Below are 15,403 nucleotides of genomic sequence, written 5' to 3'. Positions count from 1 at the left end.
TCCACTCCCCTCGCATGGTGATGGCCTAACGATACACGAACTGTGTGATACTTGCTCGACTTTCCTTCGCGGTGTTGCCGCGCGCGTCGGCGATTTGAAGACTACGATTGAGCGCGGTGTGCGACGTGTCGCGGCCGCCTTGCAGATACATGCGCGAAATCCCGAGGCCGGCCTGCAAGTGCATTTCCTCGATGCTTCCGTGGGATGCGTCACCCAAGGCGACGAGCGCGCGTTCGGACCACCGCTGAAGACGCTGGTTTTCTCCCTCCCTTGCCTTGGCTGCCAGATCAGTATTTTGAAGGCACATAGAGTTCCGGCGGCAGGACCTTGCGCTCATAATCCGGGTTGAACACCCGATCGGGCAGGGTGATATCCTCGTGCGGCACGTCCTCGTAGGGTATTTGTTTTAGCAGATGATCCATACAATTGAGGCGCGCCCGCTTCTTGTCATTGCCCTCGACAATGTACCACGGCGCTTCGGGGATGTTGGTCCTGGCAAAGGTCTCTTCCTTGGCCTTGGTGTAGGCTTCCCAGCGCACACGCGACTGCAGATCCATGGGTGACAGTTTCCACTGCTTCAGGGGGTCGTGAATGCGCACGAGAAAGCGCATCTGCTGCTCCTCATCGGTGATCGAGAACCAATATTTGACCAGCCGGATGCCGGAACGCACCAACATGCGCTCGAATTCGGGCACATCGTTGAAGAATTCTGTCACCTGATCTTCGGTCGCAAACCCATGACGCGCTCTACACCCGAGCGATTGTACCAGGAGCGGTCAAACAGTACGATCTCGCCGCCGGCGGGCAGGTGCGGCACGTAACGCTGGAAGTACCACTGGGTCTTCTCGCGATCCGAAGGAGCAGGCAGTGCCACCACCCGCACGATCCGAGGATTGAGCCGCTGGGTGATGCGTTTAATCACGCCGCCCTTGCCGGCAGAGTCGCGTCCTTCGAAGATCACCACGACCTTTTCCTTGTGGTAGGCGACCCAGTCCTGCAGTTTGATCAATTCGGCCTGCAGGGTAAGCAAGGCGCGAAAATAGTCTATGCGCGGCATGGAGGGCGGATGCGCATTGCGATAGATCTTGCGGATCTCCTCGGAGAGCGCCGGCTCCGAGAGTTCGAGTTCGTAGTCCTCGTCGAGTGTATCGGCCAGCTCGGCCTCAAGCCAGTCCGGGCGTGCAATCTCGTCCTTCGGATCTCTCATCTAACGTCTCCAGGTTCACCCGCGCCATCCAGAGGCTACCGGTATCATGCTGATGTGCTGCTGTTTATGCCATAACGACGTGAAAGAAATTTGAAATTGCATGTCATCGGCAACACGGCAGTGAGCCGCTTGATTGCCGGTCTGCAGACGAACCTCTCATTGTTTCTCTTCGTAAAACGTTCAGTCCTCGGCAGAGTACCTATCTGACGTGTAAGTTGATCGAGATTTTTCCCAAGAAACAGATTGCTGATCGACACGCCAAACCTGACGGTTTCGTCATCTAAGTGTTAACCAAATGAAATACCCATATTTCGAGATTTCGGAGCGCGCAGGGCGGCTTGCGCGCGGCTGCGTATAGGCGATGCCGTGAATATGACCGGCTGCAACAGATGACTGGCGAGGCATTAGTGATGGAACGCATTTCTCCCTGGCACCGCCCGCTTCACGTGGCCGCCGCCGCAATTGCGTGCGCCACTGTCCTGGTTGTCGGCTTCAGCAGTGCTGCCCAGGCAGAACCCATTCGCGGCGCGGGTTCGACCTTTGCAGCGCCGGTAATCGCGCAGTGGTCGCAGGCTTATCAGGAAGCGCGGGCGGATGGCGGTGACTTCATCTTGCCGGACTGGACCGTCGACTATGAGCGCGTAGGCTCACTGGCCGGTGTCATGCGACTTGATCAGATCGACCTCGACTTTGCCGCAACCGATGTCCCGTTAAATCCGGCCGTGCTCGAAAAACATGGGCGTGAACAATTTCCGATCGTGTTTGGAAGTGTGGCGGTGATCGCCAATATCGACGGCTTAAAAAATGGCGCGCTGCGCCTTTCCGGTCCGGTTCTGGCCGACATTTATCTCGGCAAGATCCGGTCCTGGTCCGATCCGGCCATCAAGGCTTTAAATCCCGATGTTGCACTGCCGGAACTCTCGATCAGTGTGCTCTACCGCAAGGATGGTTCCGGGACCACTTTCGTCTTTACCGAATATCTTTCGGCCGTCAGTGCCGATTGGAAAAAGGCCTACGGCGCCGACACGCTGATCTCATGGCCACTGGGAACCGGCACCGAAGGCACGCAGGAATTGATCCGCGCCGCACGGGCGACGAAGGGTGCAATTGCCTATGCGGAATATGGTCAGGTCGAGCGCGCTGGACTTAATTATGTCTCGCTCCAGAACAGGGCGGGCAGTTTCGTCAAGCCGGGTCCTGAGGGTGTGCATGCAGCAATAAACGCGATCGCCTGGCAAAGAGCGCCACACTTCAACGCCACCTTGACCGATCTGCCCGGCCAAGGCGTCTATCCCATGGCCGCGGCGACTTTCGCCGTGGTTCCAGTGGAAGGACGTTCAGTTGAACGCCATGGCCGGGTCCATGACCTCTTCCGCCTCGCCTTCCATGCCGGCGCGGTCAAAGCGACCGAACTCGGCTATGTGCCGGTGCCAAGCGCATTGGTCCGGCAGATCGAGCAATACTGGGCGAAAAAGCCCGACATCGAAGACTGAAGACGCGCCGGCGCCCTGCAGCGAGGGCTGCACCGCATGGGCAATATATATGACGCCGCAATGGCGGCTTTTGGGGAACAAGCAGAATGAACATAGATATCTTCAAGGACATCCTCGTTCCAGTCATCGGCGGGCTGGGCATCTTTATGCTCGGTCTCGAGTTCATGTCGAATGGCATTCAGGCGCTTTCGGTTACAAAAATGCGGGCCTTTCTCGCAAAGGCGGCTGGAACGCCGGTCAAAGGCGTTATCGCCGGCACGCTGATCACCGGGGTAATCCAATCATCGACCGCCATGACAGTCATGGTGGTTGGCCTCGTCAATGCCGGCGTTGTCGCGCTCCGGCCCGCCATCAGCGTCATCATGGGCGCCAATATCGGCACCACGCTTGGCAACGGCCTGATCGCCCTGCCGCTCGGTCCGCTGGGCCTCATCCTCGCCGGTGTCTTCTCGCTGGTCTATTGTTTCTCCAAGAACGAGAAGGTTCGCAATATCGCTCTGGCCTGCATGGGCTTCGCGCTGATTTTCTACGGCCTCAACTTGATGACAGGCGGCCTCCGCCCGCTGCGCAACATGCCGGAAGTGATGGACGTATTGTCGACATTGCAGGCTGATTCCTACTTCAATCTCATCAAATGCGTTCTGATCGCCGCACTCGTCACCGCGATGATTCACTCTTCGTCTGCTACGATCGGTATCGTCATGGGCCTTGGCGCCGCCGGCATACTCGACTGGACGACAGCTGTCGCCTTCTCGCTCGGTGCGGATCTTGGCACGACCATTACCTCCTGGATCGCGTCGCTCAATCTTTCGAAGAACGCCAAACGCGCCGCCTATGCCCATATCTCGTTCAACATCATCGGTGTCTGCATTACCGTCCCACTTTTCTTCCTGTCGATCGACGTCCTGGGATGGGCCATGCAATGGTTTGGCGGCGATCCGGGAATTCCGGTGCTCGTCGACGGAAAGGAAACCTTCCCGCTGGTTCCTGTCGCAGTCGGTCTTTTCTCGACATTCTTCAATGTCTTCAACACGCTGTTGCTCTTTCCCTTCATCGGCGTTTTCGAACGCGTCCTGGCACGGGTCGGCCGCACAGATGCGGAAGACATCGAAGATTATTCCACGCCGAAGTTCCTCGATCGCAAGCTCGCAGGTGACTTTGCAAAAGCAATCCCGGCCGTGCAGCAGGAGACCGCCCGGCATTTGCAAGCTGGCGCGATATTCCTGCAGATCGCCCGTTCTGCCAAAACGGCACCATCGGATCCGGGAGAACACTATCTGGCAACGGATATCCTCAGTCGCGATATCCGAGCCTACACCGCCTCGCTGATGCAGGAAGATCTCCCCTATGAACAACTCGACCTGGTCGCAAGTCTGATCGAGGAGGCTGATTTTACCGCCGCACTGACGGAATCGATGCATCAGGTTGCCCGGCGTGTCAAACGCGAGACATTCTCCGCGCAGGCCCAGGCGATCGTCGATGTTGCGCTGAACAAGCTCGACGCTTCGCTGCGCGACATCCTGCCAAACTACGGCGTCAAGGAGCCCAACATGCCGGCGGGTCATGTCAGCTTTCCCGAGGTCGCGGAACTTCGTGCCCGGACATTGTCGCTGGGGCCGAACGCAGGCGCCGCCGAACGCGGCACGATCCTCGCGCTTCTCGGCTCCATCGAACGCGCCGAGCTTTTGATCCGCCGTATCGATGACGAGCGTAAATCGGTCAACCGGCAGGCTGTTCTTGCCCGCGCGGCGGCACGCAACCAGCCATACCAGCGCCCGACCATGGACGAAGGCATGATCCCTGCACCGGCAGAATAACTGCCGGCTCCCGGGAACCCGCAACGTCTCGCACGGGAGATGTTCTTTCACCGAAACGCGCCGGCATCGAGGGCACGCCGGCGCATCATTCGCCGACGCACCCTTGCGCCCGCACCTGAAGAGCGATCGTTTACTGCTCCTTCTTGAACAAGTCCTTGAAGATGAGTGCGCCCCAAGTGCGGCCGCGTGCGTGCACCAGCGCGCCACCCCCGTCGAGCTTTCCCAGCTTGATAGGTGCGAACCCGAGTTGTTTGGCCAAGCTCGCCACGGGAGTGATCGCGTCCTCGTCGTCACCAGACATGAAGACGACCCGGTGCCCGCCCTCGACGACCGGATCGGCAGCCAGGATGGCTGCAACCAGGTGGTTGAAACCTTTCACAAGCTTGGCGCCGGCGAATGACTTCGCGACGAATGCGGAGGACGGGAGCCCGTCAAGCTCTTCAGGGAGAACTCCAAACGCGTTCGTCGCGTCGATGATCGTCTTGCCTTGCCAGCTCGGCAGGGCCCTCGCAACCTCGCGATGCTCGCCGAACGGAACCGCCAAGATGATTGTGTCGGCGTCGAGTGCATCGCGCAGCGACTTGGCGACGACGGTCGTGCCAATCGCCCGAGCCTGCGGTGCCAATGCCTCGGGCGGCCGGCGGCTCGCTACGGCCACCTCGATGTTATTACGGGCGAAGGCGTGGGCGAGAGCCTGGCCTACCGCACCGAAACCTACAATCGCATAGCTCATAATATTTCTCCAATCCGATTTTGATATCGATTGCCAGCCCACAAAGGCGCTGGGTTATCCGTTTCGTTTCCTGATGACCTTCGCGAGTCGTCAGACCGCCACGCCAAGGGATGCGCGTCATCGATTTGAATCAACGCGTAGACGTCCTGCCGTGAACAACTTTTGCACGGCGGGACGGTTAGCCGCCTACTGCTATCCGAAGCGATCTCAGATGGCCGAGAAGCCGCCGTCGACAGACAATTCGACGCCATTCACGAAGCTCGAATCGTCTGAAGCGAGAAACAGCGCGGCCGCCGCAATTTCCTCAGGACGCCCCATCTTTCCCCGCGGGATCAGGGATTCGAACATCTGCTTCGCCTCTTCGGTGAGAACCTGGTCCTGCATCGGCGTAGCGATCGGCCCTGGATGCAGCACGTTCACCCGTATATTCCTGCCCTTGAGCTCGTTGAGCCACCCGCGGGCGTATGCGTGCAGCGCCGCCTTGCTCGCGGCATAGACGCTGTAGCCGGGAAAACCCTTGATCGAAGCGACCGACCCGGTCATGAAGATCGATCCGCCATCGTTGAACAGCGGCAACGCCTTCTGCACGGTAAACAGCGTGCCGCGCGTATTCAGGTTGAAGGTCGCATCGAAGTGCTGCTCGGTAATTTGGCCCAGTGGGAGCGCTTCGCCCGTGCCAGCACTCGCGTAGAGAACGTCAATGCTGCCCTTTTCTCGCTTGACAGTATCGAACAGGCGGTCGAGGTCGTCGAGATTGGATGCGTCGCCGCGCACGCCGGTCACGTTGCGGCCGATCAGCTTGACGGCCTCGTCCAACGTCTCCTGTCTCCGGCCCGTGATGAAAACATATGCGCCTTCTTCAACGAACCGCTTGGCGCTCGCCAGCGCCATGCCGCTCGACCCACCCGTGATGACGGCAATCTTACTCTCAAGCTTTCCCATGACTTCTCCTTTCGTGATGTCGGACGGCGTCTGCCTCCGAGAACCCCGAAATAGGAGTGCCGGTATCAGTTGTTGAGTGCGGAAGCGCGCACATGGGTGGTGCAAAATCGATCCGGCTGGACGATTGGCGCCAGCCACGGCGGTCAGTGTCTGTCGTTCGGATTTAGGCTACATAGGCTATGATGACCCTACGTACCGCCGTTGGGTGTGTTCGATACGGGACTATGGAAGGCGCACCGGGAGGTGCGGGATTGCACCATGATCGACTGGGACGACGTTCGCTACTTTCTCGCCGTCGCGCGTGGGGGCTCGGTTCGAGCCGCCGCCGAGCGCGCCGGGGTGAACCACACCACCGTGCTGCGGCGCATTGCCCAGCTGGAGGAACGCCTCGGGGCGCAGATGTTCGAGAAGCTGCCCTCAGGCTACCGCCTGACGGCTGCGGGCGAGGAGGTCCTCGAGTTCGCGGAGGAGATGGATGCATCGTCGAACCGGCTGGAGACGCGTGTCTTCGGGCGCGACCAAAGCGTGCGGGGGCTTTTGCGGGTGACGTTAGCTCCGACCCTCGCGACGCACTTGCTTATGCCGGACTTCGCTGAATTTACGCGCCTGCATCCGGACATCGAGATGGAAATCTCGTCGTCCGGCGACCTGGTAAATCTGACCAACCGAGACGCCGATGTGGCGATCCGCGTCGTCTACGACCGAAAAACCCTGCCGCTCAATCTTCACGGCGTGAAGGGACCGGAAATATTCGGCGGCGTCTACATGTCTCGCGATCGACTGGTCGCGTGGCGTGCGGGTGCGCCGGATCCCATCCGTTGGATCGTCATAAGCATACATGGCATCCCGGATTGGGCCAGCGAGGGTGAGGTTCGCACCACAGGGGTTCCTTTCAGGACCACGGACGCAGGGGCGCAGATCGTTGCTGTACGGCAAGGGCTTGGGATCACGACACTGCCGTGCTTCGTCGGAGATGCCGACCCGCTACTGGTGAGGGTGCCAGGCACCGACCTGCATATGTACGGAACGCTCTGGCTTCTTACGCAAGGAGAGACACGCAAGACGAAGCGCGTGCGGCTCTTTACCGAGTTCGTATCCGGCAGGCTCGCCGCGTATGCGCCGCTTCTCGCGGGGCTGTCCGTATCGCGCGACTGAGCCTGGTACCATACACAACGCGGCAAGTCGTTATTCGAACAGCTCACGATTATCGGATTCGATCTGTGGCAGATCGGTCAGTATGCCGTTCAGATGTGCTCTCATGGCGTCGGCTGCAGCATCGGGGTTTCGGGTGTCGATGGCGGTGACGATCTTCTGGTGCTGTTCGATGAGATTTTTCATGGAGGCGGGGTTACGGAGCTGCAAATTGCAAACCCGATCCATATGCGCCTTGATGTCTGAAATCGCGTTCCAGGCGAGACCACAGCCGGCGCCTTCTGCAATCGCAATATGAAACTGCTCATCTTCGCGCCGGAACGCATTGTGGTCGTGGTCGGTCATTGCCATACGCTGTCGCTCGAGGATGCTGTCTATCTTTCGCCTCGTCCACGTGTCGAAGCTTTCGCTGGCTCGGCGGGCAACGGCAACTTCGATCGCCTCGCGCACGAAGCGGGCTTCCATCATCTGGCGCGCCGAGATGCGGACCACGACGGTTCCTCGATTGGGGCGGATCTCGACAAGCTTGGATTTCCCAAGGGCGATCAGCGCCTCCCGGACCGGCTGGCGGGAAACGCCGAGGCGGGACGCGATTTCCTGTTCGGACAGGCGTGAGCCGGGTGCGAGATCGAGACGGATGATCGCCTCGCGCAAGTCGCGTTCCACCTGCGCGGCGGTGGTTTCCCCCGTTTCGATTTTCAGTGTCTCAAGGTTCATGCTTTTCGTAACCGTCATCTCGTTGACATTTGTTTTGAGCCACCATACAGTACCATACAACTTAACGGAAGCACAAGCTTGGCACTCGATATGCCAAGAGGGAGGAGCCGGGACATAGAACCCGGTTGGTCAATGACGATACAGTCCAATTTCATAAGCCCCGATTCCAGTGATCCGCGTTTGCAGAGTAAAGCCCGCTACAGAATGCTTGTCGATGGCAAGTCCGTCGATGCAGCATCGGGCAAGACGATAGACCGGGTAAGCCCGGGCCATGCCGGCATTGTAGTCGGGACCTGGCCGGACGCGTCAGCGGGCGATGTTCGTGCCGCCATCGCAGCCGCGCGGCGCGCCTTCGACACGGGGCCATGGCCCCGCATGTCGGGTGCCGAACGCTCGCGACTGATGTTCAAGACGGCCGAGCTTATTCTCGCCCATGTGGAAGAGATCGCCCTGATCGAAAGCCTGGAGGTTGGAAAGCCGATTGCCCAGGCACGCGGCGAAATCACTTTCTGCGCGGATCTCTGGTCCTATGCGGCCGGTCAGGCGCGGGCGCTGGAAGGCCAGACGCATAATAATATCGGCGACAACCGTCTCGGTCTCGTGCTCAGGGAGCCCGTCGGCGTCGTCGGCATCATCACGCCCTGGAACTTTCCCTTCATCATAGCCTCCGAGCGGGTGCCATGGGCGATCGGCGGCGGCTGCACGGTCGTGCTGAAGCCGTCCGAATTCACCTCCGGCACCTCGATCCGCATGGCGGAACTGGCGCGCGAGGCTGGCATTCCCGACGGCGTCTTCAACGTCGTCACTGGCTACGGCGATCCGGCCGGCCAGGTCCTGGCGGAAGATCCCGGTACCGACATGATCGCCTTCACGGGTTCGGTGAGGGTCGGCACGAAACTTGGCGAGATCGCTGCCCGAAGCGTCAAGCGCGTCGGCCTTGAACTGGGCGGCAAGGGGCCGCAGATCGTTTTTGCCGATGCCGACCTGGAAGCGGCGGCGGACGGCATTGCCTACGGCGTGTACCACAATGCCGGCCAGTGTTGCATTTCCGGAAGCCGGCTGCTGGTGCAGGAGGGTATCCGCGATGCGCTCCTCGACCGTCTACTCGATATTTCCCGCAAGGTCACTTTCGGCGATCCCCTGAACGAGCGAACGAAAATCGGCGCTATGATCTCGGAGGCGCATGCCGCCAAGGTGCATTCCTATGTCGAGGCAGGACAGGCCGAGGGCGCTGAACTCCTGCTCGGCGGCGCAAGGATCGGGCAGGGGGTTGGACTCTACTATGCCCCAACCGTTTTTACGGGTGTCACCGCCGACATGTCGATCGCCCGCGAAGAAATCTTCGGACCGGTGCTCTCGACGCTGACCTTCAAGACCGCCGATGAGGCGGTCGCCCTGGCCAATGCATCGGAGTACGGCCTGTCGGCCAGCGTCTGGTCCACCAATCTCGAAAATGCGCTTCAGAGCATCCGGCGCATCCGCGCGGGACGCTGCTGGATCAACAGCGTCATTGACGGCGCGCCCGAGTTGCCTATCGGCGGCTACAAGAAAAGTGGCCTAGGGCGCGAGCTCGGACGTTACGGTTTTGATGAGTATTCTCAGTTCAAGGGCATTCACGTGACCTTGGGACGGCCGGATCCCTGGTTCTAGTGGGGTAGCTCACTCGGAAACTGGGGTAGAGGAGGAAAATCTCGGCTGGCGCGATCTTTGGTCGGAGCCCGCCAGCCGAGACATGGGTCTTTCGACCCGATTGCACATCCAAAGGGAGGATACGCAAAATGAAATTGACCAGATTGAAAACCGCAATGCTTGCGGCGTGCGCAGCTTTGGCCTTCACATCGACAGCCGTAGCGGCCGATGTCAAGGCGACGATGATCATATACCTTGATCCAAGTGTCCAGTTCTTTAACCCCGTCGTCAAAGGCGCACAAGATGCCGCGGCGCAGTTTGGCGTCGATCTCGACGTGCAATATGCCAACAACGACCCGGTCCGCCAAAACGACCTGATCGAGAGCGCCACGGTCAGCGGCGTCGACGGCATTGCCGTTGCAATCTCCAGTTCGGATGCGTTCGATGCAAGCATCTGCGCCGCTGTCAAGGCGGGCATCATCGTCATCGGTTTCAACAATGACGATCTGGAGGGCGCCAAGGGCAATTGCCGCCAGGCCTATGTCGGCATGAACGAGTTTGCCTCCGGGGTCGAGCTCGGCAATCGGATGATCGAGCAGTTCGGCCTGAAGGAAGGCGACGTGGTCTTCAACCCGCGCGAGATTCCCGAAGCCAGCTTCGCGGTTGCGCGTGGCGGCGGCATCGAAAAGGCGATGAAGGAAAAGGGCATCAAGGTGGAAACGGTGCGCTCCGGGCTTGATCCGGCCGAAGCACAGAACATCATCGCCCAGTTCCTGATCGCGAACCCGACAGTCAAGGCACTGTTCGGCACCGGGTCTGTCACTTCGACGGTCGGAGCAGGCGCCATCAAGGATGCCGGCGTCAACATTCCCTTCGGCGGCTTCGATCTCGCCGTCGAAATCGTTAATGCCGTGGAATCCGGCGCCATGTTCGCGACGATGGATCAGCAACCTTACCTGCAGGGTTATTATCCGATTGCCCAGATCGCTCTGGCAAAGAAATACGGTCTGACCCCGACCGACGTCGATACGGGCCAGGGCGCCTTTCTCGATAAGTCGCGCATCAGTTCAGTCAAGCCGCTGATCGGCAGCTACCGATAGAGCGCAGCGCGTGAAGACCTTCCGGCAACGGCCGGAAGGCTCACCTATTCCTGGAACAGAGTAACGACAGTGACCCACGCCATGACCGACAGTGCCGTGCCGAAATCGCGCACGAAAAAGCAATCGCTGCTGAAGCAGATCATGACCATGCCGGCCGGAGCGATTCTCCTGGTTTTCGCGGCCCTCCAAATCGTCTGCATCGCCGGAGCGCTCGCCTATCCCGACGACTTCCGTTACCTGTCACCGCAGAATCTGACGATCCTCATGAAGGCCATACCGGTACTGGGATGCCTGGCGCTGGGCGCTGGCATCTTGATGATTGCCGGTGAGTTCGATCTCTCTATCGGCTCCGTCTACACCTTGACGGCGGTCCTGATGGCGAGCCTCGTCGATGGTGGCATGAGTGCTTTCATCGCGGCACCGCTCGGCATTCTGCTGGGAGTGATGATTGGTCTCCTCAACGGCACGATCACGCTGCGCTTCGGCCTGCCATCCTTTATCGTCACGCTCGGTGGCCTCTTGTTCTGGCGCGGCGCCGTGCTGCTTTATAACGGCGCCGTCCAGGTACGGTTCGATCCGGAACCTGCCTTTTCGAGCCTGTTTGCCGGGACACTCCTCGGCATCAATGCCGCCTTCATCTGGATCATGCTGTTCGTTGCCGGTTTCTATTTGCTGCTGCACCGTCACAAATTCGGCAACCATGTGTTCGCCACCGGTGGCAATCCTGCCGCGGCAACGGCGATCGGCATCAACACTGACCGGGTCAAGCTGGTGGCCTTTGCCATTGCCGGCGGTATGGCGGCGGTTGCCGGCATCATCGCCACGGCGCGTGTCGGAAGCGTTCAGCCGGGGCAGGGTGCCGGGCTGGAGCTTCAGGCGATTGCCGCCTGCGTCATTGGCGGGCTTTCGCTGCGTGGCGGCCGCGGCTCGATCATCGGCATCTTCCTCGGGGTCATGCTGATCCACACGATCACCGATGTGCTTCTGCTGCTCAGAGCCCCAGGCTTCTACCTCGACATGTTTATCGCAACGCTGATCGTGGTCGCAGCCGCCTTCAATCATCTCATCGAACGCCGGGGGGCCGCATGATGCCGGCATCCAATCTTCTCGAACTGCACAATATTTCCAAGAGCTTTGGCGCGCTGACGGCGCTCAGGGATCTGAGCTTCCACATCGGCCCAAGCGAAGTCGTCGGCCTTCTCGGCGACAACGGCGCCGGCAAATCCACGACAGTCAATCTCATTTCGGGAATTTACAAACCGACCTCCGGCTACTTGAGCGTTGACGGTCAAAGGACGCTGTTCACCTGCCGGTCGGATTCCGCCGATGCAGGCATTGAAACGATCTACCAGAATACTGCGCTGGTGGATTCGCTCTCGATCACCCGCAATATCTTCATGGGCCGCGAGCGCACCGATGTTTTCGGCTTTCTCAAACAGGTCGAGATGCGCGACATCGCCATGGAGGTGCTGGAGAAGGCCGTCCATATTTCCGGTATAGATTCTCCCGACAAGTTGGTCGGGGACCTGTCCGGCGGCCAGAAGCAGGCCGTCGCCATCGCGCGCGCGGTCTTTTTCAAACGGCGAGTGCTGCTTCTCGACGAGCCGACCTCGGCCCTGTCGGTGCGCGAAACGGAAGCCCTGCTGGCGCAGGTGCTGAAGCTGAAGGCCGAGGGAGTGTCGAGCGTGCTGGTGACGCATAATCTCTACCACGCCTACCAGGTCTGCGACCGGTTTGTGATCATGAGCCATGGGACCAAGGTGTTCGATGTGAACAAGGCAGATACCAGTATCAGCCAGCTTACCGAATATGTCGTTCTCACCTGACCTTTCCATCAAACGCCAAGAGGCAAATGTCGTGACAATTTCCGTAAACGTGCGCCAGGTCGTTGGCCCAGAAGACGCTGCCGGGCGCAACACGAAAGCCTTGCGCGAAGGCTTCCTCATCGAAGGGCTCTTTTCAAAGGGCAACGTCAATCTCACCTACAGCCATCTCGACCGGATGATTGTCGGCGGCATTGTTCCCGTGGGAGAAGATCTGGTCATCGATCAGGTCAAGGAAACCGGCACCAGCCATTTCCTCGAACGCCGCGAGGCCGCCATTCTCAATATCGGCGGAAAGGGCATGGTCACTGTTGGCGGCGCCGATTATCCTCTTGGGTTTCAGGATGCGCTTTATGCCGGCATGGGCCAGGGGCGTCTTTCGTTCCGCAGCGACGAACCGGAGAATCCTGCCGAATTCTATCTGCTGAGTGCACCTGCGCACCGTGCTTGCCCGACAGTGCTGATCACGCTCGAGATGGCCAGGAAGGTGCGCATGGGGTCGGCCGAAGAGGCCAATGCCCGTACGATCAACCAATATGTGCATCCGGATGTCTGCGAAAGCTGCCAACTCCTTGTCGGTCTGACGATATTCGAGCCCGGTTCCGTCTGGAACACCATGCCCGCGCATGTCCATGACCGGCGCATGGAGGTGTATCTCTACTTCGGCATGGAAGAGGCGACCCGTGTCTTCCATTTCATGGGTGAACCGCACGAAACGCGGCATCTGGTTCTGAAAAGCCATGATGCGGTACTGTCGCCGGGATGGTCCATCCACTCCGGCGCCGGCACCGGCCGGTATTCCTTTATCTGGGCAATGGCTGGCGATAACATGAGCTTCACCGACATGGACAAGGTTCCGATGGAAGGTTTGCGATGAATCCGTTCGATCTTTCCGGCCAGTGCGCCGTTGTCACCGGTGCCAACACGGGCATCGGCCAGGCGATTGCCGTCGGCCTTGCAGGTGCCGGTGCCGACATTATCGGCGTCGGGCGTTCGCCAATGGAGGAAACCGCAGCCCTTGTGGTGGCCCGCGGCCGGTCGTTTCATCCTCTTTTTGCAGATCTTTCCAGGATGGACGAGGTGCGCGGAGTGGTGGAGCAAACAGCAGCCGTTGGCAACCGCCCGAATATTCTTGTCAATAATGCCGGAATCATCCGCCGGGCCGATACGATCGATTTCACCGAGGAGGACTGGGATGCCGTCATGGACACCAATCTGAAATCGGCGTTCTTTCTCTCCCAGTCCTTCGCTCGCGTGGCGATGGCGGCCAAGATGCCCGCCAAGATCATCAACATCGCCTCGCTCCTGTCGTTCCAGGGCGGCATTCGCGTTGCATCCTACACGGCGGCAAAGAGCGGCCTTGCAGGCCTGACACGGCTGATGGCAAACGAGTGGGCAGCCCATGGCATCAACGTCAACGCCATTGCCCCGGGCTATGTCGAGACCAACAACACCGCGGCGCTGCGGGCGGATGCCGAACGCAATGCCGATATCCTGAAACGCATCCCGGCCGGGCGCTGGGCGCGAGCCGACGATATGGCTGGAGCGGCCGTCTTCCTCGCTTCCCGCGCGTCGGACTACGTGCACGGCACGATCCTTCCCGTGGATGGTGGATGGCTGGCGCGGTAAGAACGAGAATATCAGCGTCAGTCGCTGATCATAGGTTGTCCTGATCGCCCGAGTGATTGCGCTTGCAAACGAATGATGAAGTACGGTAACAAGCGCCAAATGTAGGGAGCTGACTCTTGATCAGCGGATCGCAGGTCGATCCCTACTGTGCCCACCACTCTTTTGCCAAAGGGCCGCACGGCCCTTTTTTCATGTCTGAGAAAACTAGAGGAGATCTCCATGAGCATCCGCCGCATCGAAGTTGGACCGCGTATGAGCCAGGCCGTCATCCACGGCAACACTGTTTATCTCGCTGGACAGGTCGGCGGTCCCGGCAAGAGCGTAACAGAGCAGACGAAGGATGTTCTGGCTGCGGTCGATCGGCTGCTCAAGGAAGCAGGCACCGACAAATCGAAGCTGTTGCAGGCTATCATCTGGCTCGACGATATGAAGGATTTCGGTGAGATGAATGCCGTTTGGGACGCCTGGGTCGATCCTGCCAATACACCTGCCCGCGCGACCGGCGAAGCCAAGCTTGCAACGCCGGAGTACAAGGTTGAAATCATCGTCACCGCGGCAATTTAATCCACGCGGCCGGTTGGGCGCTGAATAACCGGACGCTGGTGAGATTAACTGTTCCTGTGGCTGAAATACGCAAGTAAATTGCTTCAACGCACTGGATTTTTGGCGCGGAAATGAATAAAGTCCGCGCTTCTCCGGGATTGCCGTAGTGGCAATTCTTCAAACGCTTGTCTGATTGCGGTTAAATTCTCACCTGCAAGGCGAGACAAGCATGGGTAAGGAAAACGATTGCAAGTTCTCGTCCGTGATAACAATGTTGAACAGGCCCTCCGGGTACTGAAGAAGAAGATGCAGCGGGAAGGTCTCTTCCGCGAAATGAAGGCGCGCCAGGCGTTTGAAAAGCCATCCGAGCGCCGTGTCCGTGAAAAGGCAGAAGCCGTGAGCCGCGCTCGCAAAGCTGCACGCAAGCAGGCTCAGCGCGAAGGCCTGTTGCCCGGTCCGAAGAAGAAAGAACGTATTGCCCGCCCAGCCGGCAACAATGGCAGCGATTTCAACAACCGATAATCCATGACCGGTCACCCGGTCATTCTATAAACGCAGAACCCGCATGGCCCAGGCCGTCGCGGGTTTGTTTTTGTGATTACCCCGGCGTTCCACCTT

The 15,403-nt window shown here is 59.5% G+C and carries 15 protein-coding genes and 1 pseudogene; 11 read left to right on the top strand and 5 right to left on the bottom strand.

Annotation, left to right across the window (positions count from 1 at the left end; all coding sequences use genetic code 11):
- Positions 1 to 25 precede the first annotated feature (25 nt).
- Positions 26 to 307: a hypothetical protein gene (locus tag CU100_RS18595; protein ID WP_106718108.1), complete on the bottom strand. Its 282-nt coding sequence runs from the start codon at positions 305 to 307 to the stop codon at positions 26 to 28.
- Positions 288 to 1,207, bottom strand: a pseudogene (gene ppk2 / locus CU100_RS18590) (polyphosphate kinase 2). The gene CU100_RS18595 and the pseudogene ppk2 overlap by 20 nt, the downstream one beginning before the upstream one ends.
- A 410-nt stretch (positions 1,208 to 1,617) precedes the next feature.
- On the opposite strand from ppk2, the gene pstS reads away from it, so the two are divergent.
- Positions 1,618 to 2,700: a phosphate ABC transporter substrate-binding protein PstS gene (gene pstS / locus CU100_RS18585; RefSeq protein ID WP_106718107.1), complete on the top strand. Its 1,083-nt coding sequence runs from the start codon at positions 1,618 to 1,620 to the stop codon at positions 2,698 to 2,700.
- Between the two features lie 86 nt (positions 2,701 to 2,786).
- Positions 2,787 to 4,517, top strand: coding sequence for a Na/Pi cotransporter family protein (locus CU100_RS18580; protein WP_106718106.1), 1,731 nt, complete (start codon positions 2,787 to 2,789; stop codon positions 4,515 to 4,517).
- Positions 4,518 to 4,647: 130 nt separating this feature from the next.
- Here CU100_RS18580 and CU100_RS18575 read toward each other — a convergent pair whose 3' ends face one another.
- Both CU100_RS18575 and CU100_RS18570 read right to left on the bottom strand, forming a co-directional pair.
- Positions 4,648 to 5,250, bottom strand: a complete 603-nt coding sequence (locus tag CU100_RS18575; protein WP_106718105.1) for an NADPH-dependent F420 reductase — start codon at positions 5,248 to 5,250, stop codon at positions 4,648 to 4,650.
- 207 nt (positions 5,251 to 5,457) lie between these two features.
- The gene (locus CU100_RS18570; protein ID WP_106718104.1) at positions 5,458 to 6,192 is read right to left on the bottom strand and encodes an SDR family NAD(P)-dependent oxidoreductase; all 735 of its coding nucleotides are present in this window, start codon (positions 6,190 to 6,192) and stop codon (positions 5,458 to 5,460) included.
- A gap of 258 nt (positions 6,193 to 6,450) precedes the next feature.
- On the opposite strand from CU100_RS18570, the gene CU100_RS18565 reads away from it, so the two are divergent.
- Positions 6,451 to 7,347, top strand: coding sequence for a LysR family transcriptional regulator (locus tag CU100_RS18565; protein ID WP_106718103.1), 897 nt, complete (start codon positions 6,451 to 6,453; stop codon positions 7,345 to 7,347).
- Between the two features lie 30 nt (positions 7,348 to 7,377).
- On the opposite strand, the gene CU100_RS18560 is transcribed toward CU100_RS18565, so the two are convergent.
- The gene (locus CU100_RS18560) at positions 7,378 to 8,079 is read right to left on the bottom strand and encodes a GntR family transcriptional regulator (RefSeq protein WP_170113901.1); all 702 of its coding nucleotides are present in this window, start codon (positions 8,077 to 8,079) and stop codon (positions 7,378 to 7,380) included.
- A 120-nt stretch (positions 8,080 to 8,199) separates the two neighbouring features.
- Here CU100_RS18560 and CU100_RS18555 point away from each other — a divergent pair, with 120 nt between their 5' ends.
- The 8 genes from CU100_RS18555 to rpsU all read left to right on the top strand — a co-directional run bounded on the left by CU100_RS18555 (position 8,200) and on the right by rpsU (position 15,307).
- Positions 8,200 to 9,711: an aldehyde dehydrogenase family protein gene (locus CU100_RS18555; protein ID WP_106718631.1), complete on the top strand. Its 1,512-nt coding sequence runs from the start codon at positions 8,200 to 8,202 to the stop codon at positions 9,709 to 9,711.
- A gap of 128 nt (positions 9,712 to 9,839) precedes the next feature.
- On the top strand, positions 9,840 to 10,790 hold the full coding sequence (locus CU100_RS18550; protein WP_106718102.1) for a sugar ABC transporter substrate-binding protein: 951 nt from the start codon (positions 9,840 to 9,842) through the stop codon (positions 10,788 to 10,790).
- A gap of 81 nt (positions 10,791 to 10,871) precedes the next feature.
- Entirely contained in the window at positions 10,872 to 11,879 is a 1,008-nt protein-coding gene (locus CU100_RS18545; RefSeq protein WP_106718101.1) for an ABC transporter permease, read from the top strand.
- Entirely contained in the window at positions 11,879 to 12,616 is a 738-nt protein-coding gene (locus tag CU100_RS18540; protein WP_106718630.1) for an ATP-binding cassette domain-containing protein, read from the top strand. The genes CU100_RS18545 and CU100_RS18540 overlap by 1 nt, the downstream gene beginning before the upstream one ends.
- Before the next feature lie 37 nt (positions 12,617 to 12,653).
- Positions 12,654 to 13,490: a 5-dehydro-4-deoxy-D-glucuronate isomerase gene (gene kduI, locus CU100_RS18535; protein WP_407070360.1), complete on the top strand. Its 837-nt coding sequence runs from the start codon at positions 12,654 to 12,656 to the stop codon at positions 13,488 to 13,490.
- Positions 13,487 to 14,242: a 2-dehydro-3-deoxy-D-gluconate 5-dehydrogenase KduD gene (gene kduD, locus CU100_RS18530; protein WP_106718100.1), complete on the top strand. Its 756-nt coding sequence runs from the start codon at positions 13,487 to 13,489 to the stop codon at positions 14,240 to 14,242. The genes kduI and kduD overlap by 4 nt, the downstream gene beginning before the upstream one ends.
- A 219-nt stretch (positions 14,243 to 14,461) precedes the next feature.
- A complete protein-coding gene (locus CU100_RS18525; RefSeq protein WP_106718099.1) occupies positions 14,462 to 14,806 on the top strand; it encodes a RidA family protein in 345 nt (114 codons plus the stop codon).
- A gap of 225 nt (positions 14,807 to 15,031) precedes the next feature.
- Positions 15,032 to 15,307 (top strand): 30S ribosomal protein S21, encoded by a 276-nt coding sequence (gene rpsU, locus CU100_RS18520; RefSeq protein WP_106718098.1) that lies wholly within the window; start codon positions 15,032 to 15,034, stop codon positions 15,305 to 15,307.
- Positions 15,308 to 15,403 lie beyond the last annotated feature (96 nt).

Source organism: Phyllobacterium endophyticum, from assembly GCF_003010935.1.
Taxonomy (GTDB): domain Bacteria; phylum Pseudomonadota; class Alphaproteobacteria; order Rhizobiales; family Rhizobiaceae; genus Phyllobacterium; species Phyllobacterium endophyticum.
Note: the sequence above shows the minus strand (reverse complement) of the source record. Positions and strands in the feature narration are given on the sequence as shown.